A 22233-nucleotide genomic window follows, 5' to 3' on the forward strand; every position below is an offset into this window, starting at 1 on the left:
TCATGGCGTTGTCGGATCGCTTCAGGTCTCAATAGATGTCGAAGTCGAAATACTTGGCCTGAACCTTCTTGTAGGTGCCGTCCGCGACGATGGCGTCGATGGCGGCGTTGAGCTTTTCGCGCAGCTCATTGTCGCCCTTGCGGACGGCAATGCCGGTTTCCAGCTCAGTTCCTTCCACGTCGCCGATCAGCTTGCAGCAGGCGCCGTCATCCGAGTTTTTCAGCCAGTCGGTCATGACGAACTTGTCGGAGACGACGGCATCGAGACGGCCATTGAGCAGATCCTGCACGGCTTCCTCCTGCGTCGGGTAGAGCTTCACGTCGGCTCCGGCCTTGGCATAGTGATCCTGCGCATAGATCGCCTGCGTGGTGGCGGCCTGTGCGCCCACGGCCTTGCCGGAAAGCGCTTCCGGCGTGGTGCCGGTGAGATCGCTGTCCTTGGGTGCTGCGACGGCCAGTGGCGTCACATAGTATTTATTGGTGAAGTCGACCTGTTCCTTGCGCTCATCTGTAATCGACATGGAGGCGACGATGGCGTCGAACTTGCCGGCCTGAAGGGCGGGAATGATGCCATCCCAGTCCTGTACGACGAATTCGCACTCGGCCTTCATCTGCTCGCAGAGCGCCCTGGCGATATCGACGTCGAAGCCTTCGAGCTTGCCGTCGGCAGTCAGGGTGTTGAAGGGCGGGTAGGCGCCTTCGGTGCCGATCTTGATCTTGCCGCCCTCCTGTGCTGCCGCCTGCCCGGCAACAAGGGCGATCACGGCTGCCGTTGCGACGCCTGTGAGCCATCCGGAAATACGCATTGTGTACCTCTTCCCAAAAAATCTCAGGCCCCCTTTGGCCTGAATGCAGCCAAGCACAGCAATCGGCTTGTTACAAGCCGAAAGCTTTAAGACCAAAGCAGTTCTTCTCCTGACGAAACGTCAGGCGTTGCTGCGGAAATGCTTGGAAAGTTTCAGGCCCTGCGCCTGATAATTGGAGCCGAGATCTGTTCCATAGAGTGCCTGGGGACGGCGCAGCATGTGCTCGTAGACCAGCCGGCCGACTGTCTGGCCGTGGTCGAGGATGAAAGGCACTTCATGGCTGCGCACCTCAAGCACGGCGCGGCTGCCGGTGCCGCCGGCGGCCGAATGACCAAAGCCAGGGTCGAAGAAGCCCGCGTAATGCACGCGGAACTCGCCCACCAGCGGATCGAAGGGCGTCATCTCGGCCGCGTGCAGCGGCGGCACATGTACGGCTTCGCGGCTGACCAGAATGTAGAATTCGTCCGGATCAAGCACGAGGTCGGCCGCGCCGCGATTGTAGAGCGGCTCCCAGAAATCGAGCACGTCATGGGCGGCGCGGCGGTCGACGTCGATGAGGCCCGTGTGGTGCTTGGCCCGGTAGCCGATCAGCCCGCTGGCATCGCCCTTGAGGTCGATGGACAGCGCGATGCCGCCGCCGGAAATATTGGGCTGATCGGATGCGACGAGCGTTTCGTCACGATGCAGGGCGTGCAGCTCGTCTTCGGAAAGAAGCGCATTGCCGGTCCGGAAACGGATCTGCGACAGGCGCGAGCCGGTGCGGGCGACGATGGGGAAGGTGCGCGGGCTCACTTCCAGATAGAGCGGACCCTGATAGCCGGCGGCGATCTTGTCGAATTCGGCGCCATGATCAGTCATCACGCGGGTGAAGATGTCGAGCCGGCCGGTCGAGCTCTTCGGGTTTGCCGAGGCCGAGATGTCGGCGGGCAGGGCCAGCCTTTCCAGAAGCGGAACGATGTAGACGCAACCTGTTTCCAGAACGGCGCCCGCCGTCAGGTCGATCTCGTGCAGTTGCAGGCGGTCGAGCTTGTCGGCGACGCTGTGGCCGGGGCCGGGCAGAAAGGAAGCGCGCACGCGCAGCGCCTTCTCACCAAGCCGCAGGTCGAGGCTGGCCGGCTGGATCTGGTCGGCATCGAGCGCGCGCGGCGTGCTCAGCGCGCCGCTTTCGAACAAAGCTGCGATGTCCTGATCGGGAAGAATGCCTGTCTGACGCACAATACGCTCCCGGCCGTGGAATGGGGCCAATGATCGAAAATGTCTTAAACATACGGCCAATTGACGCAAGACCGGGGGAGGTTTAAAGGAAGGCTTATCCCGTGGTGATTTGGCCGGTCGGCTTGCAGCCACGTTAAACAAGTCGCTAAAGGACCGTCGGGCTCATAGGCCGTCTGTACCGGTTGCGACTTTCGCGACCGGTTTTTTGTTGTTCGGAAGAGAGCCATGACATCAGACAAGACACGTAACTGGAGACCCCGTACCACCCTGGTGCATGGCTCGACCCTCAGGTCGCAGTTCGGCGAGATGTCGGAGGCGATCTTCCTCACGCAGGGCTATGTCTATGACACGGCCGAATCCGCCGAGGCCCGTTTCAAGGGCGAAGTGCCCGGCTTCATCTATTCGCGCTATGCCAACCCCACCGTCGACATGTTCGAAAAGCGCATGTGCCAGCTGGAAGGGGCGGAGGATGCCCGCGCGACCGCATCGGGAATGGCCGCGGTCGCCACCGCGATCCTGTGCAGCCTGAAGGCGGGCGACCACATCGTTGCGGCGCGCGCCCTGTTCGGCTCCTGCCGCTGGGTGATCGATACGCTGGCGCCGCGCTACGGCATCGAGGCCACGCTGGTCGACGGCAAGGACATCGCCAACTGGGAACAGGCGGTGCGCCCCAACACCAGGCTGTTCTTCCTCGAAAGCCCGACCAATCCGACGCTGGAGGTCATCGACATCGCCGCCGTCGCGGCTCTGGCCAATTCCATCGGCGCGCGGCTTGTCGTCGACAACGTCTTCGCCACGCCCCTGCTGCAGCGGCCGCTGGACCTCGGCGCCCATGTCGTCGTCTATTCCGCCACCAAGCACATTGACGGGCAGGGACGGTGTCTGGGCGGCATCATCCTGTCCGACAAGGAATGGATCGACGAAAACCTGCACGATTATTTCCGCCATACAGGGCCCTCGATGTCGCCCTTCAATGCATGGACCCTGCTGAAGGGGCTGGAGACGCTGTCGGTGCGCGTCGACCAGCAGATGCGCTCCGCCGCTCGCATCGCCGATTTTCTGGCGCAGTCGCCACAGATCGAACGTGTCGTCTATCCTGGCCGCCCCGACCATCCGCAGGCCGATATCATCGCCCGGCAGATGTCGGGCGGCTCGACCCTGATCTGCCTCGACGTCAAGGGCGGCAAGGAAGCAGCCTTCGCCTTCCAGAATGCGCTGGATATCGTGCTGATCTCGAACAATCTGGGCGATGCCAAGAGCCTCATCACGCATCCGGCCACCACCACGCACAAGAACCTCAGCGACGAAGCCCGCGCCGAAGGCGGGATCGGACCGGGAACGCTGCGCCTGTCGATCGGCCTGGAAGATACGGACGATCTGCTGGAGGACATCGGGCAGGCCCTGTCGCGTGCTGGCTCATAGCGCTGGCAAGGCTTGACCTGACGGTTTCGCAGGCCAATTCTCCGTATGGAATATCGCGCTTCCCCCCTCCCCCCGGGGGAGGCGCGGGGGAGGCGCGCGAAAGCTTCCGGGAGATGCGGATCATGTACAGCGCCACCACGCGCAACATAGAGGTACGGGTCAGGCCGTTCTATCTGGAGGAACGGTCGGACCCCTCCGGCGGCCGTTATGTGTGGGGCTATCGGGTAACGATCCGGAACCACTCGCCCGAGTTCGTGCAGCTCATGTCACGCCATTGGCTCATAACCGACGGTGCAGGGCGTATCGAAGAGGTTCGCGGCGCCGGCGTCGTTGGCGATCAGCCGGAACTCAATCCGGGCGATAGCTACGAATATACATCCGGATGCCCGCTCACCACGCCGTCGGGGTTCATGGCGGGTACCTACACGATGCGCACGGCGCGGGGTGAAACCTTCGACGTCGTCATCCCACCTTTTTCCCTCGATCTCCCGGACGAACGCCGCACGGTCAACTGACGGATGGAAAAAAAGCGGAAGCCTTTCTTCCGCCCCCTGATCCGATGGTCCGGCACCGATGGTCAGGTGCCTGCCGGCAGGAAGTCGGCCGGTTCGAAGTCATAGGCCTTCGAGCAGAACTGGCATTCGACACGGATGCGCCCGTCTTCGACGCTGTCCTGTATTTCCTCGACGGTGAAGCCGCGCAGCATGCCCTCGATCCGCTCCTGCGAGCAGGAGCAGCGGTCGGCGACCGCCGCGCTCTCGAACACGCGCACGCCATGCTCGTGGAACAGCCGGTAAAGCAGGCGTTCCGCCCCAACGGTCGGATCGATGAGTTCGGTGGGCTCCACCGTGGCAAGCAGGGCCAGAAGCTCCTGCCAGGCGTCGTCCTGCGGATGGTCGCCACCCTTGCTGTCATCGCCGTCGCCGCCGTTCAGGTCAGGCATGCGCATCCGTTCGGGCGCCTGCGGCAGGAACTGGGCGAACAGGCCGCCCGCCCGCCAGCGCTCCTCGCCACCTGCGAACACCTGCCTCGCAACCGCCAGCCTGAGATCGGTCGGGATCTGCTCCGACTGGCGGAAATAGACGCGCGCGGCTTCTTCCAGCGTGATGCCGTCCAGCGCCACGATGCCCTGATAGCGCTGCATGTGCTCGCCCTGATCGATGGTCAGCGCCAGCACGCCGGAGCCGAGCAGGCTGATTTCGTCGACCTTGCCTTCGGCTTCCAGCACGGCCACCCGCTCCGCATCGAATTTTGCGTAGGCGCGCAGCGCATCCGGCGTGCTGAAATCGGCAACCAGCATGTCCACGGGTCCGTCCGTGCGGGTCTGCAGGATGAACTTGCCCTGAAACTTCAGCGAGGTGCCAAGCAGAACCGTCAGCACGCAGGCCTGCGCCAGCAGCCGGGCGACCGGTTCGGGATAGGCATGGCGCGTCAGTATGGCGTCCAGCATGGCGCCAAGCTGCACGGTGCGGCCGCGCACGTCGAGGGCGGAGACCTCGAAGGGCACGACATGGTCGTCGCCTGCATGGCCGAATTCGCCAAGCTTAACGTCGCGGGGCTTTGGATCTTGTCCGGTCACTCGAATGGATTCCAGCATGGCTTGTCTCCGGCCACAGGCCATGCCTTCACGCGGAAAGGCCGGCCCGGCATCGTCTTGTTGTGGGATGGTGCGCCGGAGATAGGCACCGTCCCCCGCTTATTCAAGCAGCGCGCTCGGCACCGAGGCACCAGGCCAGAATCGCCTTCTGGGCGTGGAGCCGGTTCTCGGCCTCGTCGAACACCACCGAATTCGGTCCGTCGATCACCTCGTCGGTCACTTCCTCGCCACGGTGGGCGGGCAGGCAGTGCATGAACAGCGCGTCGGGCTTTGCTCTGGACATGAGCTGCGCATTGACCTGATAGGGCAGGAACACGTTCTGGCCACGGGCGCGGTGCTCCTGGTTCATCGATACCCAGGAATCGGTCACCACGCAGTCGACGCCGTCCACGGCCTCTTCGGCGGTCGGGAAGAAGGTTACGCTGGCGCCATTGGTGCGGGACCAGTCCACATATTCCTGCATCGGTTCGCTGCCCTGCGGCACGGCGACGTTGACGTTGAAGGAGAAGCGGGCAGCCGCCTCCATCAGCGAATGCAGCACATTGTTGCCGTCGCCCGTCCAGGCGAAGGTGCGCCCGGCAACCGGCCCGCGGTGCTCCTCGAAGGTGAGCAGGTCGGCCATGATCTGGCAGGGGTGAGTGTCGTCGGTCAGCGCATTGATGACCGGCACGCTGGCGTTTTCGGTGAGCTCGATCAGCCGCTGATGCGCGGTGGTGCGGATCATGATCGCATCGACATAGCGCGACAGCACCTTGGCGGTGTCGGCGATCGTCTCGGAGCGGCCAAGCTGCATCTCGGTGCCGGTCAGCATGATCGTCTCGCCGCCAAGCTGGCGCATGCCGACATCGAACGACACGCGGGTGCGCGTCGAGGGCTTGTCGAAGATCATGGCCAGAACCCTGCCCTCCAGCGGGCGGGAGCGTTCACCGGCCTTGAGACGCGCTTTTCGCTTCGCCGCATCGTCCAGCATGGTGCGCAGATCCGGCGCAGAGATAGTGGAGAGGTCGGTGAAGTGGCGCAGGCTCATATGTGGCTTCCAATCACTTTGCTTCTGCGGGGGCATTTGCCAGACTGGCGACGCTGGCGCGGATGCGGGAAAGCCCTTCCTGGATTTCCGCTTCCGTCAGCGTCAGCGGCGGCAGCAGGCGGATGACATTGTCGCCGGCCGGAACCGCAAGCAGCTTGTGCTGGCGCAGGGCCGTGTTGACCTCGCCAGCGGGAACAACGCACTTCAGGCCAAGCATCAGGCCGGTGCCGCGGATGTTCTCGATTACGCCCGGAAACTCGTCGCATATGGCCGCAAGGCCCTGCTTGAAGAGAAGCGCCTTGTGCTGGACCTCTTCAAGGAAGCCGTCCGCCAGCACCACGTCGAGCACCGCATTGCCAACGGCCATGGCCAGCGGATTACCGCCGAAGGTGGTGCCGTGCACGCCGGCTGTCATGCCCTTGGCGGCTTCTTCGGTCGCCAGGCATGCGGCCAGCGGGAAACCGCCGCCGATACCCTTGGCGATCGCCAGCACATCGGGAGCAACTCCGCTCCATTCATAGGCGAAGAGCTTGCCGGTCCGGCCTATGCCGCACTGGACCTCATCGAAGATCAGCAGGAGGCCGTGCCTGTCGCACAGTTCGCGCATGCGCTTCAGAGACTGCGTCGACAGCGGGCGGATGCCGCCTTCGCCCTGAACGGGCTCGACCAGAATGGCGGCGGTTTCAGGCGTGATCGCCTTTTCCAGCGCTTCCATGTCATCGAACGGCACCTGATCGAAGCCGTCCGCCTTGGGGCCGAAGCCTTCCAGATATTTCTGCTGTCCGCCGGCCGCGATGGTGGCGAGCGTGCGCCCGTGGAAGGCGCCCTCGAAGGTGATGGTGCGGTAGCGCTCGGGCTGGCCGTTGGCGTAATGGTAGCGCCGCGCCGTCTTGATCGCGCATTCCAGAGCTTCAGCACCGGAATTGGCGAAGAAGACCTTGTCGGCGAAGCTGGCCTCAGTCAGCCGTTCGGCCAGCCGTGTCTGCTCGGGGATCTCATAGAGATTGGAAAGGTGCCAGAGCTTGCCGGCCTGTTCGGTGAGCGCTGCAACCAGATGCGGGTGGCTGTGGCCCAGCGAGTTGACGGCAATGCCGGCGGCGAGATCGAGATAGCGCTCGCCCTTGTCGGTCACCAGCCACGAGCCTTCGCCGCGCTCGAACACCAGGGGTATACGGGCGAATGTATCGTAAAGCGCCGAGCCGCTCATTATTTCTCCCCCGGACCGGAAACTAAAAAGCCGCCATGCGGCGGCTCCAAGCGCTTATCATGATTCAAGGGCAGACTGTCAATGGAAAGGTCGTTTCACGAAGCCCTTTCAGTCCGCCGGTTCCGCGGCGTCATTTCGGCTTGAAAACGGGTCAAGTTGGGGAAAACCCTAAAAACTGATTCGGGTTCTGGCCGGGACTCTTGTCACCGAGTCCATGCATATTGTAATCATGGGCCGGAAATAACCAGATTTCGTGCGGCTATTCCAATCATCCACATAGATGTGGTGCCCGACCGGCTTTTGCCGGAACGGAGAGGGAGTCCGGGAGCCGCGCGATGCAAAGGAGTGCAGTCTTATGAACTGGACTGACGAGCGCGTAGAACTGTTGAAAAAATTGTGGGCCGAAGGGCTGAGCGCCAGTCAGATCGCGGCGCAGCTTGGCGGCGTCAGCCGCAATGCGGTGATCGGCAAGGTGCATCGCCTGAAGCTGTCTGGCCGCGGCCGCACGACGGCTGCTCCTGCCCGCCAGAAGAAGGCATCTTCGGCGCCTGCCGCGTCCAAGCCGGTTCGTGCCGCCGCTCCGGCGCGCAGCGCTGCCCCGACCATCGGTGCGACCGCATTGCAGGTTCAGTTCGATGCCGAGCCGGTTGCGCGCCAGCAGTTGCGCTCTTCCGACAATGTCGTGGTGCCGATCTCGCGCCGCCTCGACCTGACGCAGCTCACCGAGCGCACCTGCAAGTGGCCGAACGGCGACCCGCTTTCGGAAGACTTTCATTTCTGCGGAAATGAGGCCGGAGAATCCGGGCCTTACTGCGCCTATCATGCAAGGCTGGCTTTCCAGCCGGCTTCCGAACGCCGGCGCGCCTGCTGATCTCTTTCTCTTCCCGGATTTTCATGATGTATTCCGAAGGCTCCGGTTCAACCGGAGCCTTCTTTGCTTCCGGGTTTTGACCCGGCCCGAAAGGTTCAGGCTCTCCTCGCGCATCTGCGGCGGCCGACAGGGTGGACAAATTGTCCGGCCCAAAAGGACAATTTGTCCATAGACGATTCCTCTCAGTCGATAAGCATTTGAAATCATTGGCGCCGCCCAACTGGCACGGCCATTGCTTGGTATTTGCCGGCAATGGAACGGGAGGGATGTGCATAAGGCCGGCTGCCCTGGGGCAGGAGCCGGCAGCGCCGCACAGGCAAAGCGGCGCGCAGGAAGAGGGGGCATCGGACCGCAAAGCAGCGTCCGCATTCGGATTGTTCCGATGCCTGTCAGTGGTTGGGAGCGCGTCGGCGTCCATCAGCGGACGCAAGGCGCGCCCGGGTAACAGCAGGACGACGCACGGACAGGATCCGGCGGGACGGAGGAGGTCTTCATGTCCACGGCAAGTGAAACATTTACAGGCGATGTCGGGATACTCGACAAGGAGCGCATCGTCGCTCAGCCGGGCTTCAACAGGTGGCTGGTGCCGCCGGCCGCGCTCGGCATACATCTTTGCATCGGCATGGCCTACGGCTTCAGCGTGTTCTGGCTGCCGCTGTCTCGCGCCATCGGCGTCAGCCAGCCCGTCGTCTGCGCCGACATGAGCCTGATCTCGGCTCTCTTCACCACAAGCTGCGACTGGCGCGTGTCGGATCTCGGCTGGATGTACACGCTGTTCTTCGTGCTTCTGGGCTGCTCGGCCGCGATCTGGGGCGGCTGGCTTGAGAAGGTGGGGCCGCGCAAGGCAGGCTTCGTCTCGGCCATGTGCTGGTGCGGCGGCATGGTACTGGCCGCCATCGGCATCATCACCCATCAGCTCTGGCTGATGTGGCTGGGCGCGGGCGTCATCGGCGGCATTGGTCTGGGCCTCGGCTATATCTCGCCCGTTTCGACGCTCATCAAGTGGTTCCCCGACCGGCGCGGCATGGCGACCGGCATGGCCATCATGGGCTTTGGCGGCGGCGCCATGATCGGCGCTCCGCTGGCCGACATCCTGATGAACCACTTCCAGTCCGACACGTCCGTGGGCGTGTGGCAGACCTTCCTCGTCATGGCCGCGATCTACTTCGTGTTCATGATGGGCGGTGCCTTCGGCTACCGCATCCCGCCGAACGGCTGGAGGCCGGAAGGCTGGACCCCGCCGGCATCGGCGAAGCAGAGCATGATCACCACGCGCCATGTGCATCTGCGCGATGCGCACAAGACCCGCCAGTTCTGGCTGATCTGGATCGTGCTGTGCATGAACGTGTCCGCCGGCATCGGCGTCATCGGCATGTCGTCGCCGATGCTGCAGGAAATCTTCGGTGGCCGCCTCATCGGCCTGCCCGAGCTTTCCTTCACCGAACTGGACAACAGCCAGCGCGCGGCCATCGCTGCCATCGCGGCCGGTTTCGCCGGGCTTCTGTCGCTGTTCAACATCGGCGGGCGCTTCTTCTGGGCGTCGCTCTCCGACAAGCTCGGCCGCAAGAACACCTATTATACGTTCTTCATTCTGGGCATCGTGCTCTATGCGATGGCGCCCACGGCGGCAGGCATGGGCAACCAGGTGCTGTTCGTCAGCATCTTCTGCATCATCCTGTCCATGTATGGCGGCGGCTTCGCCACCGTTCCCGCCTATCTGGCCGACATCTTCGGCACTCAGTTCGTCGGCGCCATCCATGGCCGGTTGCTGACCGCATGGGCAACCGCCGGCATCCTCGGCCCGGTCGTGGTGAACTACATCCGTGAGTTCCAGATCGCCGCCGGCGTGCCCCGCGAGCAGGTCTACGACTTCACCATGTACATTCTGTGCGGCATGCTCGTCATCGGCCTCATCGCCAACATGATGGTCCGGCCGCTTGAAGCGAAGTGGTACATGTCGGACGAGGAAGTCGCCAGCCTGCAGGCAAAGACTGCGGCAGCCAATGCGGGGCCGACCGGTTCCTTCGGCATCGGCAAGGGCGGCTTCGACGCAAAGGCGGCATTCGCCTGGGCGGTCGTCGGTATCCCGATCCTGTGGGGTGTGTGGGTGACGCTGGAGAAGACGGCAGCCCTGTTCGGCTGATCCGAACGGCCGATCCCGGCGCGGTGATTTCGCGCCGGGATCGCATGTTGAGAGAACGCGCCTTGCGCCGGGGGATTTCCGCTTTCTCCGAACTGCGGAAAAGCTCCAACCCATTGTTCCGCTGCAATTCCGCTTCGCGCTTTTGCCGGAATTGCTCTGGCCATCAGGTGGGAAGCGATGCTGGTCGAACGGCTGGAACTGTTCATGGTTCTGGCGAGGGAGGAGCATTTTGGCCGTGCCGCCGAGCAATGCGGCGTCACGCAGCCCACCTTGTCCTTCGCCATCAAGCAGCTTGAGCAAATGCTGGGGGTGATGCTCGTCGAGCGCGGCTCGCGCTTTCGCGGGCTGACGCCGGAGGGCAGGCAGGTGCTGGCCTGGGCCCGGCGCATCGTCTCCGACACGCGCTCGCTGCAGGAGGAAATGCGCGCCGCGCGCGCCGGGCTTTCCGGGCGCCTGCGCATCGCGGCCATTCCGACCGCGCTCGCCATCGTCGCTGGCATCACCACGCCTTTTCACGAAAAGCATCCCGGCGTCAGCTTCTCCGTGCTGTCGCGCACCTCGGTCGAGATCCTGTCGATGCTTGGCAATTTCGATATCGATGCCGGCATCACCTATATTGACCATGAGCCGCTGGGCAACGTCATCACCGTGCCGCTCTACAGCGAACGCTACCATCTGGTCGTGTCGGGCAGCGCTCCGCTGGCGGCGCGCAGGACGGTAAGCTGGGCCGAGGTCGCGCAACTGCCGCTGTGCCTGCTCACGCCCGACATGCAGAACAGGCGCATCATCGACAGCCATCTGGCGCAGACCGGCCTTACGGTGCGCCCGACGCTGGAATCGAATTCCATGGTGGTGCTTTTGTCGCATGTGCGGACCGGCATATGGTCGTCGATCATGCCGCTCAACCTCGCCACGGCGCTTGATTTCGGTGGAGCGGTCCGCTGCATCCCCATCGTGGAGCCGCAGGTGCAGCATATGGTGGGCATGGTGGTGCCGAAGCGCGAGCCGCACACGCCACTGGTTGCGGCTCTGCTTGCCGCCCTGCGCAAGGCAGAGGCGCTGTCTGCTTCAAACACGGAACCGGAGAAATTGCCGGTGTTCTGATGGGGGGCCAGGCTGTGATGCGACCTGCCGAGGCGCGGGTCGTTTACAGCCCGCCGGCCTTCTTCAGGTGTTCGCGCATCAGCGATTCCGCCCATTCCAGATTGCCCTTGTCGACGGCATCGAGAATGGAAAGATGCTCGTTGCAGGAAATCCGGATCCGGTCGATCGACAGCTCCTGATAGATCGCGGACTCCCACATGCGCCGCAGGCTGTTCTGCTGCTGCACCGCGGAAACCAGAAACGGGTTGCCGGAGAACGAGGCCAGCGCCTCGTGGAAGCCGGCATTGACCTGAAACCATTCGTCCGCGCCCGCATTGCGCCCAAGGCTCAGAATGCGCTCGTGGCCGAGCCGCAACTGCTCGACGCGTTCGGGCTGTGCATCATAGTCGGGAATGCGAAACGCGGAGCATTCCACGATCAGGCGGAACTGGTAGCTCGCCTTGAGCTGGGTGGCGTCGAGGGACGCGACGAAGCGCCAGCCATGTCCCTGCTGGCGCTCGGCAAGGCCCTCGGCGGCAAAGCGCATCATCAGGCGGCGTATGACGCCGCGCGAGGCGCCATAGCGCGGGATTAGCTCGCTTTCGGAAACTTCTGTGGGCAATTCGCCGCGCGCCCTGTCGCGCATGATGCGCGTGAACAGCTCCTCGGTTTCCGAGGCCGGCACCACGGCATCCAGCTCGACGCCGGCCATGTCGCGCACCACTGCGAGACGGCCGGTCGATGTCTTCTCCAGAATTCCTCGGTCGAGAAGAAGAGATAGCGCCCGCGTCACCGGGGATCGCGAGACCCTGAATTCCGCGGCAAGCTCCGCCGACGACACGCGCGCGCCTGCGGGTGCCGACCGGTCGCGCAGATGCGCGACGATCCTGCGGGCGAGATCCAGTTGCAGATCGGTGGTGTGCATATCTGCATTTTGAATTGTCATAGTGTATTGCCGGGTAACTGCATGAAGCCAGACATATCAAAAATTACACGTTTTCCCACGCTGTTTTTTTTCGGCAGTCGGCAAATTCGACTCTCTTGCGAAATTCTGCTTTTCATAAATGCAAAATGCAGTTATTGGTTGCTGGAAATTTGATGACAGACTGGGGATGTTCAGGTGAAGAGTGTCGAGCCGTTTCCGCTTGTTGATTTGAGCGGGTCTCCCCGTGAACGTGGTCTGGCCTATGGTGCTGCTGCAAAAGAGCGGATCGACCGTTCCATCGCCCTCTATCGGGGGCAGTTGCGCGCCGCCGGATATGATCTTGGAGACCTCGCCGGTCTCTCTCAGGATTTTCGCAAGCGCGTCGGCGACTGGGCTCCGGAAATGCTGGAGGAAATGGACGCCATAGCCGAAGGCGCCGGCGTCGATGCCGTCGACATTCTTCTCATCAATGCCCGCACCGAGCTGGTGCAGCTGGCAAAGCGCAAGGTGGCGGCGAATGCCAGCGAGCCCGACGGATGCACGGGTGTCGTGGTGTTGCCTGAAGCCTCCGCCACGGGCGAGTTGCTGCATGCGCAGACGTGGGACTGGCTGGCCGAATGCGCCGATACGGCAGTCGTGCTGCGAATCCGCCGCGATGACGGGCCCGATGTGCTGACCTTCACCGAGGCCGGCGGCATGGCCCGCAACGGCTTCAACTCGGTCGGCACCTCCATCACCGCCAACTATCTGGAATCGGATCGTGATTACCGCACCCTCGGGCTGCCGCTTTCCCTCATCCGCCGCAGGGCGCTTGAGCAGCAGCATTTCTCCCAGTCGGTGAAGATCGTGGCGACGACTCCCAAATCGGCGTCGAACAACATGATCCTGAGCACCGTTCAGGGCTTTGCCGTCGATCTCGAGTGCGCGCCGGACGAGGCGTTTCCGATCACGCCGCAGGACGGGCTCATCGTGCATGCCAACCACTGGCAAAGCCCGGTGGCGCTCTCCAAGCTGAAGGAGATGGGGCTGCACAACATGCCCGACAGCATCTATCGCGATTTCGTGGTGCGGCGTCATCTGCGCGGCTGCGGCTATACCATCGGCGAACAGGATATTCGCGATGCGCTTTCGGACAGGCTGGGCGCGCCGTTTTCGGTCTGCCGTCCGCCGATACCCGGCATGTCGGGCAACCTTTCGGCCACGGTGGCGACGCTGCTGTTCCGCCCGGCTGCCGGCACCATGGAGATCACGCCGCTGCCGGCGATCAACGCTGAGGCCACCATCTACCGGCTGGAGATGGAAAGTGCCGTGCGCGCCATGAACTCCGGAGCCCGCGAGAAGGTGCTGGCGGATGCCTGAGCGAAGATGCATAGGAGCTGCAATCCGGAAACAGAGGCATACTGAATGAAGCGGTTCATCCTGAAGCGCATTGCTTCCGCGATCCCGACGCTGCTGATCGTGTCCATCGTCGTCTTCGCGATCATCAGGCTGACGCCCGGCGATCCGGCCGAGCTGATGCTCGACCAGGACGCCACGCCCGAGCAGATTGCCGAATTGCAGGTCAAGATGGGGCTCGATAAGCCGGTTCCCGTCCAATATGCGATCTGGCTGGGCAATGTCCTGACCGGCGATTTCGGTACCTCCACGACGACCGGCGAGCCGGTTCTGTCGATGATCGTCAGCCGGTTCCTCATCTCCGCGCCGATCGTGCTCATCGCCATCGCGCTCGCAACCATCATTGCCGTTCCTCTGGGCATGCTGGCGGCGTGGCGGCAGAACAAGACCGAGGACATCGCGGTTGTGTCCCTGATGACCCTTCTGATGTCGATCCCCGGCTTCTGGCTCGGCCTCATCATCCTGATGGTGTTCGGCCTCATGCTGGGCTGGCTGCCGGTGGTGGGCTTCGTGTCGCTGCGCGATGACGTCCCGGCGGCCCTCATCTACATGATCATGCCGGTGGCGACGCTGGTTCTCACTGAGCTTGGCTCGCTCACCCGCATGACGCGCGCCAGCGCCATCTCCATATCGCGGCTCGAATACATCACCCACGCCCGCGCCAAGGGTCTGAGCGAGCCGCAGATCATCTGGCGCCATGCGCTGCGCAATTCCTTCGCGCCGACATGGACGCTGATCGGTCTGAGCCTCGGCGGCCTGCTCGGCGGCATCGCCATCACCGAGACGGTTTTCACCATACCGGGCCTCGGGCGCCTGCTGGTCGATTCCATCTATGGCCGCGACTATCCGGTCGTGCAGGGCTGCATCCTGCTCATCGCCTTCATCTACGTGATCATGAACCTCGTGGTCGATCTCGTATATCCGCTTCTCGATCCCAGGGTGACTGCAGCATGACGATCCGCATTTTCGGGCGTCGTCCCCGGCTCAACTTCGCCTTCGGCGCATCGGTTGTTTCGCTTCTGCTGTTCCTCGCGGTTTTCGGCCAGTTTCTGGCGCCGTATGAGCCGCTGGAAATGGACATGCCGGCGCGTCTGTCCGGGATCAGCGCCGCCCACCTTCTGGGTGCCGACGAGTTCGGGCGCGATACGCTGAGCCGCCTGCTTTACGGCGCGCAGGTCAGCGCGTGGATCGCCTTTTCCACGCTTGCCTTCGCCCTGTCTGTGGGCACGGCCATCGGCGTCATTTCGGGCTATTTCGGCGGCCGCACGGACAGCCTGATCATGATGATCAACGATGCGCTGCTGGCGTTCCCGGGCCTTTTGCTGGCGCTGGGGCTGATGGCGGCGCTGGGCGCCAGTTCGTCCGGCATCATCGTAGCGCTGGGCATCGCCTATATGCCGGCGGTGGTGCGCGTGGTCCGTTCCACGGTGATGTCGGTGCGGCAGCTCGAATTCGTCGAAGCCTCGACCGTCATCGGCAATTCCGACCTCACCACCATGGTGCGCCACGTCCTGCCGAATGCCTTTCCGCCCATCACCGTTCTGGCGTCGATGATGTTCGGCTCCATCATCCTGTCGGAGGCGGCGCTCAGCTTCCTTGGCCTTGGCGTTCCGCCGCCGGCACCGAGCTGGGGCAACATGCTGGCCAGCGCCAGGCCCTACATCATGGAGGCGCCGCTGCTCATCCTGCTGCCGGGCTTCTGCATCGCAATCACGCTGCTCGGCGTCAACATGCTTGGCGACGCGCTGAGGGATCTGGTCGATCCGAAAATGGGTGGAGATATCTGATATGGGTGGTCTTTCGAGTTTTCTTGAAGAGAAGAAAAGCGTGCCGCAGGAACCGGCCGCCCCGCGCGTCACCATGTTCGAGACCGGCGCGTCTTCAGTGACCGCATCGCGCCGGGACCCGCGTTTCAGCTTCTGCACCTATGTGCCGAAATCCTACGTGCACGAGGGAGGCCGGACCTATCCGCTGGCCGTGATCGTGCACGGCTCCGAGCGTTCGATGGAGAACTACCGCACGCAGTTCACGGATTTCGCCGAACAGCATCAGGTCATGCTGTTGTGCCCGCTCTTTCCCATCAACGCGCTCTATCAGGGCGATCAGCACAGCTACAAGCTGCTGCGCGGCCACGGCGTCAATTACGACGAGATCCTGCTCGACATGATCGCCGAGTTCGGCGAGCGCTACAATGTCGATGCCGCGCGCTTCCTGCTCTACGGCTTCTCCGGCGGTGGGCAGTTCTCGCACCGTTTCCTCTATGCCCATCCCGAGCGCCTTGCCGGTGTGTCCATCGGCGCGCCGGGCACCGTCACGCTTCTCGACGATGCAGCCGACTACTGGGTTGGCACCCGCAATTTCACGAGCCTGTTCGGGCATGGCCTCGACACGGCCGCCATGAGCAGGGTTCCGGTTCAGGTGGTCATCGGCGAGGACGACGTCCTGACGCGCTGGGTGATCGTGCGCGAGGGCGACAGGCAATTCTGGATGGAGGGCGCCAACGATGCCGGCGACACCCGCGTCCAGCGGATCGAGGCTCTGCAGCGCAGCCTGGAGGCGCATGGCATCGCCGTCGAGCATCGCAGTTTCGCGGGCATTGCCCATGACGACGTGACCATGCTGGAGGCGGTGAAGGATTTCTTCGCGCGCTGCCTGCGAAAATAACAACCAACAGGGGAACACTCATGAGGAAGATTTCTGCAACGGGCGCGCTTCGGTTCGCGCTCGCCTGTTCCGTGGGGCTGATGATCGGCTCGGCCGCAGCCTCGGCGAAAACGGCGAATGACGAGCTGGTCATCGCCCTGTCGAGCGATTTGCGGGCGCTGAACGATCTCAGCCGCGACGGGCCGAGCGACGTGGTTCTGCACCATCTCTATGAGACGCTGGTCGGCCTCAAGGCGGACCTCAGCATCGGTCCGGCGCTCGCCGATTCCTGGACCGTGTCGGATGATGGCACGGTCTACACCTTCAGGCTGCGCGAGGGCGCGAAATTCCACAATGGCGACCCGATCACCTCGGCGGATGTGAAGTGGAGCTGGGATTTCCACCTCAATCCGGAACGCAAGGTTTCATGCAAGGCCAATTTCGACGGCACGCGTCAGATCAAGGTGCTGTCGGTGGACACGCCGGATCCGCTGACCGTCGTGTTCACGCTGGAAAAGCCGAGCCCGCTCTTCCTGCTGCGGCTGGCCGAGGTGCAGTGCAACCTGTGGGTCGCGAGCCCGAAGAACGTCGATGAAAAGGGCGAGTGGAAGGAGGGATCGGCGATCGGCTCCGGCCCCTTCATGCTGGCCAGCCGTTCGGTGAATGACAACATCATTCTGAAGCGTTTCGGAGACTACGTGGCCAGCAAGGCGGAACGTTCCGGCTATTCGGGCGACCGCACGGCCAGGGTCGACACGCTGCGCTTCCAGATCGTGCCCGATCCGACCGTTCAGGAGGTGGCGCTGAAATCCGGCGATGTCGACGTAATCTATTCGGTCGATCCGCGCCGGGCGCAGGAGCTGGAGAAGGCAGGGTTCCAGCGTTCCACCGCTCCGGGCCTGACATGGGCGGTCTTCCTCATGCAGACCAACGACCCGGTGCTGTCGAACCTGAAGGTGCGGCAGGCCATCGCCCATGCGATCAACTATGACGAGATCGCGGAGGTGCGCAGCGCCGGAACCGAAAAGCCCGGCCATTCGGCGGTTTCACCGGCCAGCCCCTATCATTCGGAGAAATTCGAGGAGTGGCCGCAATATGATCCCGACAAGGCAAGGGCACTGCTGGCCGAGGCGGGCTACAAGGGCGAGCGGATCACCATCCAGACCAACACGCGCTTCCGCTCCATGTTCGAGAATGCGGTTCTGCTTCAGGGCATGCTGATGCAGGTCGGCATCAATGCGCAGCTGGAAACCCTCGAATGGGGCGCGCAGTTCGAGCGTTTCAACCGCGGCAAGTTCCAGATGCAGTCCTTCATCTGGTCGCCGCGCACCGATCCGGCGCTGGTCTACGGCAACATCACCGGCGACAAGAAGGCCGATCCCTCGAACCAGTGGGACAACAGCGAGGCCTACGCATTGTACCAGCAGGCGCTGGTCGAAACCGACTTCGCCAAGCGCGAGGAAATCTTCCTGAAGCTGCACAGGATGATGGTGGCCGAGATTCCCACGATCAGCCTCTACTACAACTCCGTGAACACGGTGACGGCGCCTAACGTGGAAGGCTTCAGCACATGGCCGGCGGAAAATCCCATCGGCTGGGGCGTTTCCAAGAAATAGGCTTTTCGCCCTGTGAATGACAGCGCCGCCTGCATCCTGACCGGAGCGGGCGGCGCGTTTGTCTGTTTGCCGGCGCGGCAAACTGGCGCCTTCATCCCAACAAAGAGTTTCCTGTCCGGCGCAATGGCGTATAGTTCGCCAGCCTGACGGGGAGAGCTGCACCCAGGGCCGGACAGAGCGCGGCCTGAAAGCAGCATGAGGGGTGAAGCAACGCATATGACGAGGAAGTCCAAGCTTGGCCTGTCGGCCGTCGACACCGTTCCAGTGCATGAAAAGATATATCGGGAACTGGTGCATGCCCTGATGTCGGGCATGCTTGCGCCCGGCCAGAAGCTGACATCACGCAAGCTTGCCGCCGAACTCGGCACCAGCGACATGCCGGTGCGTAGCGCCCTGTCGCGGCTGCATTCCCTGCGCGCGCTCGACGCCATGCCGAACGGCAGCATGCAGGTGCCGCAGATGACGGCGGAGAAGCTGCGGCAGCTCATGGATGCGCGCGCACTGCTGGAGGGGGCCGCGACCGAGGCGGCCTGCAACCGCATCAACGGCAACAATCTGCGCAGCCTGCGCAAAAGCTGCGCCGAACTGACCGAAGCGGCGAAGCTTGGAGACATCGACCTCTATCTGCAGCGCAATTACGAGTTCAAGTTCTCGATCTACCGTCACAGCGACAACGATCAGATGGTCTTCATGATCGAAACCCTGTGGATGCAGGTCGGTCCCTTCCTGCGGTCCTACGCCTCGGTGTTCGAAGGCGACCTGTCGGGGATTCTGGAGATCGACTATCATCAGGACATTCTCACCGCCCTTGAGGAAAAGGACGGCGTCAGGGCCCGTGAGGCCATGGTCCGGGATATTCAGGAAGGCTCGGAATATCTGCGTGCGCATGCCCGGTTTGACGAGCCGGCCTGATGCCCGGCAGGCCTCTGCCTTTGCTGCGCCATGGAATAAACATAACAACTGGCGCAAACAAAAAAACATGCTAGCATCAGCAAGTATAAGATAAAGAATGCTGGTCGGGGGGTGTTGATCAGTCATATTCAAGCAAGAATACGGCTTTCGATTTGCATCGGGGGCAGGGGAGTGGTGTGGATGAAAGACAGTGGAGCCGGGACTATTTTGACCGGGTGACCGAGCTGTATTTCGCTGCATATCGCTGATTTCACATCAGAACAGTTTGAGTGGGAAGCTGCCAGCGGAACCGGCTTGTCGCCGGTGCCGCGGATCGCTCTCTGGTTGCCGGGATCGCGGCGCAGTGCTGATCACGAACCAGCACTGCGGGATGGCTACGGCTCTTACGGTGTTCCGGAGGATGTGAATGAGGGATCGATACCGGCGTTCTGGACGGCAGGGGGTATCATGCATCATACGGTCAAAGATCTGGCGCCTGCGGCTGGATCTGTTTCGCGAAAGCACGGCACCGGGCGGCGATCCGCGATGGGGGCATCTTCCGGCATATTGGCTGGCCGTAGCCGGTTTGTAGATGAATGGCACCGGGTTCTTGGGCGGCTCAACGCGCCGCAGACTCTGATCGCTGACTTGTCCCGCAAGCCCGCTGCCCGTGCCGATATCCTGTCGGCGCTGGTGTCCACCGGGGACTACAGCCGCCGCGAAGTGATCCGTGCCCTGGCCGGCGAACTGGGCCTCAGACTGGCGGAAGAGATCGATCCTGAGCGCATGGTGCTGAACGAGAACCAGCTGCTGTTGCTGCTGCGCGGAAACGGTGGTCATCTGCCGGTCAGATATCTGGAGCGGGGAGGAGGCGTATGCTTCCTGCTGCCCGCCAGATCCGTCAGCCCGGAGCGCATGCGCGCCTGTCTTGCGAAGCGTCCCCACCTCGCGCCCCGGATAAGGCTGATCGATGACAGGGTCCTGCGTGAGGCGCTGATTTCCCGTGCGCGCCCGCTTTTGTCCCGCATTGCGGTGAATGGTCTTTCCGAGCGTCATCCCGAGATGTCCGCTCACGTTGTGGCCAATGCCTGGCAGGGCTACATGGCAGGGCTTGCGATGGCGCTGCTGCCTGTCGGCCTGTTTCTTGCCCCGACGCTCGTGGTCGGCATTGTTCATCTGTTCGCGACGCTGTTTTTCCTCACCTGCGTCATGTTGCGGGCGGCGGCCGTCGTCTATGCAGGGCCTCCCGACAATGCCTCTCCCACACCGGTGCCTGTCGGGAACGTGCCGACCTATTCGGTTCTGATCGCGCTCTATAAGGAAGCCGACATCGTTCCCGACTTGCTGACGGCGCTGGACTGGATCGTGTGGCCGCGTGACCGGCTGGAGATCAAGCTGGTGTGCGAGGCAGACGACCATGAGACGCTGTCCGCTATCCGGGCCTGTCCGCTGCCGTCATATATCGAGGTGATCGAGGTGCCTGCCGTTGGTCCCCGCACCAAGCCCAAGGCGCTTTCCTATGCGTTGCCGATGACCAGCGGCGAGTTCGTGGTGCTTTACGATGCCGAGGACTGGCCGGACCCCATGCAGCTTGCAGAGGCGTGGGCGCGCTTTCAGAAAGCCGGTCCGGAACTGGCCGTGCTGCAGGCGCCTCTGGAAATCTCGAATGGCCCGGAAAGTCCGGTCGCACGCATGTTCGCCTTCGAGTATCGCGCCCTGTTTCGCGGGCTCCTGCCGTTTCTGGCGCGGCACAGGTTCCTTCTGCCGCTGGGCGGCACATCCAATCACTTTCGCCGTGCGGCTCTTGAGGACGTTGGGGGATGGGATCCCTACAACGTCACCGAAGATGCCGATCTGGGGCTGAGGCTGGCGCGGTTCGGCTACCGCGCCGAAACCCTGAACTCCCCGACCTATGAGAAGGCGCCGCGCATGCTGTCCGTGTGGGTGCCGCAGCGCACGCGCTGGTTCAAGGGCTGGGCGCAGACGTGGCTCGTGCATATGCGTCAGCCCGTTCGCCTTGTCCGCGATCTCGGTTTTGGCTCTTTCATCATGGCGCAGATATTGTTCGCCGGAATGCTCGGGTCGGCGTTGCTGCATCCGTTCCTCCTCGCTGCTTTTCTGCTGGGGACGGTTCGTCTGTGGTTGGGGCAGGCCGGTGGCGTGACTTATCCGCTGCTGATGGCGCTCGATGTCGTCAACATCACCTGCGGCTATGCGGCGTTTCTGATGCTTGGCTGGCAGACAATGGCCAAAGGGCAGCGAAGGGGGTTCTGGAGGATAGTGATCCTAACCCCTGTCTACTGGGCGATGATGTCATGGGCCGGCTGGCGCGCAGTCTGGCAATTGTGGCGCCAGCCCTTCAGATGGGAGAAGACGCCTCACGAAAACATGAAGGCATCGCAGATCCTCAGGCAATCGCCGCAGGGGGCTGGTGCGGCAACAGCATACGGTGCCGACACCGGCCAGCTGTGGCCTATGCCAGCAGCAGCGACGATCCTTCGCCGATGATCTTGTCGTCTTCCTCGCCGATCACACCAAGGTCGCGGCCCTCATAAGGCAGCGCCAGCAGCAGGCGGCGGATAACGGCCAGCCGCGCCCGGCGCTTGTCATTGGCCCGAACCACCGTCCATGGCCCGGCCTTGCTGTGGGTCGTCTCGATCATCTGATTGCGGGCGATCGTATAATCGTTCCAGCGGGTGATGCCCGCTATGTCCATCGGGGAGAACTTCCAGCTCTTCAGAAGGCTGTGGCGGCGGTCATGGAACCGCTCAAGCTGCGTTTGCTGGCCGATGTCGAGCCAGAACTTGAAGAAGTGAATGCCTTCGGAACGCACCATTTTTTCGAAGCGCGGCGCTTCCTCCAGAAAGTTCTCGTGCTGCTCGGGTGTGCAGAAACCCATAACCGGCTCGACGCCCGCGCGGTTGTACCAGGAGCGGTCGAAGGAAACGAGTTCGCCGGCGGTCGGGAAATGCTCGACATAGCGCTGGAAATACCACTGGCCGCGCTCCGTCTCGGTGGGCTTGGTGAGCGCCACGGTCCGCGCGGAACGCGGGTTCATGTATTGATGGAGCACGAATATGGTGCCGCCCTTGCCGGCGGCGTCGCGCCCCTCGAACAGGGCGATGACGCGCTCGCCGGTCTTCTGCATCCACGCCTGTGCCTTCACCAGCTCGATCTGAAGGGCTTCCAGCGCCGGCTCGTATTCCTCCTTTTTCATCTTCTTGTCATAGGGGTATCCGCCAGCAGTCAGCTTGTTCTCTTCGACCCAGTCCGGCAGCTTCGGATCGTCAATGTCGAAAAGACGCTCCTTCCCGCCGACATTTATTTTCAGCGGCTTGGTTCCGGCTGTCACAGAGGTGTCATCGGAGTTTTTCATGCAGGCGAACCTTTCGT

At 62.9% G+C, this 22233-nt stretch carries 19 protein-coding genes and 1 riboswitch; of the genes, 12 read left to right on the forward strand and 7 right to left on the reverse strand.

Features of this window, described 5'->3' with window-relative positions; genetic code table 11:
* Positions 1 to 28 precede the first annotated feature (28 nt).
* Together HNR59_RS04985 and HNR59_RS04990 are read right to left on the reverse strand one after the other, a co-directional pair.
* Complete coding sequence (locus HNR59_RS04985) at positions 29 to 805, reverse strand: ABC transporter substrate-binding protein (RefSeq protein ID WP_183826797.1); 777 nt, start codon at positions 803 to 805, stop codon at positions 29 to 31.
* Between the two features lie 120 nt (positions 806 to 925).
* On the reverse strand, positions 926 to 2020 hold the full coding sequence (locus HNR59_RS04990; protein ID WP_183826800.1) for a 2'-deoxycytidine 5'-triphosphate deaminase: 1095 nt from the start codon (positions 2018 to 2020) through the stop codon (positions 926 to 928).
* Between the two features lie 91 nt (positions 2021 to 2111).
* A riboswitch (SAM riboswitch) is annotated at positions 2112 to 2189 on the forward strand.
* Between the two features lie 56 nt (positions 2190 to 2245).
* Here HNR59_RS04990 and HNR59_RS04995 point away from each other — a divergent pair.
* Both HNR59_RS04995 and apaG read left to right on the forward strand, forming a co-directional pair.
* Positions 2246 to 3442 carry an O-succinylhomoserine sulfhydrylase gene (locus HNR59_RS04995; RefSeq protein WP_183826803.1) on the forward strand — a complete coding sequence of 399 codons (1197 nt, stop codon included), beginning with the start codon at positions 2246 to 2248 and terminating at the stop codon, positions 3440 to 3442.
* Between the two features lie 122 nt (positions 3443 to 3564).
* Positions 3565 to 3957: a Co2+/Mg2+ efflux protein ApaG gene (gene apaG / locus HNR59_RS05000; RefSeq protein WP_183826806.1), complete on the forward strand. Its 393-nt coding sequence runs from the start codon at positions 3565 to 3567 to the stop codon at positions 3955 to 3957.
* 62 nt (positions 3958 to 4019) lie between these two features.
* On the opposite strand, the gene HNR59_RS05005 is transcribed toward apaG, so the two are convergent.
* The 3 genes from HNR59_RS05005 to HNR59_RS05015 all read right to left on the reverse strand — a co-directional run bounded on the left by HNR59_RS05005 (position 4020) and on the right by HNR59_RS05015 (position 7273).
* A complete protein-coding gene (locus HNR59_RS05005; RefSeq protein ID WP_183826808.1) occupies positions 4020 to 5039 on the reverse strand; it encodes an Hsp33 family molecular chaperone in 1020 nt (339 codons plus the stop codon).
* A 103-nt stretch (positions 5040 to 5142) separates the two neighbouring features.
* The gene (argF, locus tag HNR59_RS05010; RefSeq protein WP_183826811.1) at positions 5143 to 6066 is read right to left on the reverse strand and encodes an ornithine carbamoyltransferase; all 924 of its coding nucleotides are present in this window, start codon (positions 6064 to 6066) and stop codon (positions 5143 to 5145) included.
* 13 nt (positions 6067 to 6079) lie between these two features.
* Positions 6080 to 7273 carry an aspartate aminotransferase family protein gene (locus HNR59_RS05015; RefSeq protein WP_183826813.1) on the reverse strand — a complete coding sequence of 398 codons (1194 nt, stop codon included), beginning with the start codon at positions 7271 to 7273 and terminating at the stop codon, positions 6080 to 6082.
* Between the two features lie 355 nt (positions 7274 to 7628).
* Here HNR59_RS05015 and HNR59_RS05020 point away from each other — a divergent pair, with 355 nt between their 5' ends.
* The 3 genes from HNR59_RS05020 (at position 7629) to HNR59_RS05030 (ending at position 11391) form a co-directional block, all read left to right on the forward strand.
* A complete protein-coding gene (locus HNR59_RS05020; RefSeq protein WP_183826815.1) occupies positions 7629 to 8144 on the forward strand; it encodes a GcrA family cell cycle regulator in 516 nt (171 codons plus the stop codon).
* Between the two features lie 493 nt (positions 8145 to 8637).
* Complete coding sequence (locus HNR59_RS05025; RefSeq protein WP_183826817.1) at positions 8638 to 10287, forward strand: OFA family MFS transporter; 1650 nt, start codon at positions 8638 to 8640, stop codon at positions 10285 to 10287.
* 177 nt (positions 10288 to 10464) lie between these two features.
* Entirely contained in the window at positions 10465 to 11391 is a 927-nt protein-coding gene (locus HNR59_RS05030; RefSeq protein ID WP_425488621.1) for a LysR family transcriptional regulator, read from the forward strand.
* A gap of 43 nt (positions 11392 to 11434) precedes the next feature.
* On the opposite strand, the gene HNR59_RS05035 is transcribed toward HNR59_RS05030, so the two are convergent.
* Entirely contained in the window at positions 11435 to 12316 is an 882-nt protein-coding gene (locus tag HNR59_RS05035) for a GntR family transcriptional regulator (protein ID WP_183826820.1), read from the reverse strand.
* Between the two features lie 174 nt (positions 12317 to 12490).
* Between HNR59_RS05035 and HNR59_RS05040 the strand changes: the two genes are divergently transcribed.
* From HNR59_RS05040 to HNR59_RS05070, 7 genes are all read left to right on the forward strand, one after another.
* Entirely contained in the window at positions 12491 to 13654 is a 1164-nt protein-coding gene (locus HNR59_RS05040; protein ID WP_183826823.1) for a C45 family autoproteolytic acyltransferase/hydrolase, read from the forward strand.
* A gap of 45 nt (positions 13655 to 13699) precedes the next feature.
* The gene (locus HNR59_RS05045) at positions 13700 to 14644 is read left to right on the forward strand and encodes an ABC transporter permease (RefSeq protein WP_183826825.1); all 945 of its coding nucleotides are present in this window, start codon (positions 13700 to 13702) and stop codon (positions 14642 to 14644) included.
* Entirely contained in the window at positions 14641 to 15477 is an 837-nt protein-coding gene (locus tag HNR59_RS05050; RefSeq protein WP_183826828.1) for an ABC transporter permease, read from the forward strand. The genes HNR59_RS05045 and HNR59_RS05050 overlap by 4 nt, the downstream gene beginning before the upstream one ends.
* A 1-nt stretch (position 15478) precedes the next feature.
* Complete coding sequence (locus HNR59_RS05055; protein ID WP_183826831.1) at positions 15479 to 16354, forward strand: alpha/beta hydrolase family protein; 876 nt, start codon at positions 15479 to 15481, stop codon at positions 16352 to 16354.
* 20 nt (positions 16355 to 16374) lie between these two features.
* Entirely contained in the window at positions 16375 to 17949 is a 1575-nt protein-coding gene (locus HNR59_RS05060) for an ABC transporter substrate-binding protein (protein ID WP_183826834.1), read from the forward strand.
* Positions 17950 to 18165: 216 nt separating this feature from the next.
* The gene (locus tag HNR59_RS05065) at positions 18166 to 18861 is read left to right on the forward strand and encodes a GntR family transcriptional regulator (protein ID WP_183826837.1); all 696 of its coding nucleotides are present in this window, start codon (positions 18166 to 18168) and stop codon (positions 18859 to 18861) included.
* Between the two features lie 627 nt (positions 18862 to 19488).
* Entirely contained in the window at positions 19489 to 21348 is a 1860-nt protein-coding gene (locus HNR59_RS05070) for a glycosyltransferase (RefSeq protein WP_183826840.1), read from the forward strand.
* Here HNR59_RS05070 and ppk2 read toward each other — a convergent pair.
* A complete protein-coding gene (gene ppk2 / locus HNR59_RS05075; protein WP_183826843.1) occupies positions 21314 to 22216 on the reverse strand; it encodes a polyphosphate kinase 2 in 903 nt (300 codons plus the stop codon). The two genes, HNR59_RS05070 and ppk2, sit on opposite strands and share 35 nt — an antisense overlap.
* Positions 22217 to 22233: the final 17 nt, after the last annotated feature.

It is taken from the genome of Aquamicrobium lusatiense (assembly GCF_014201615.1).
Lineage (GTDB): Bacteria > Pseudomonadota > Alphaproteobacteria > Rhizobiales > Rhizobiaceae > Mesorhizobium > Mesorhizobium lusatiense.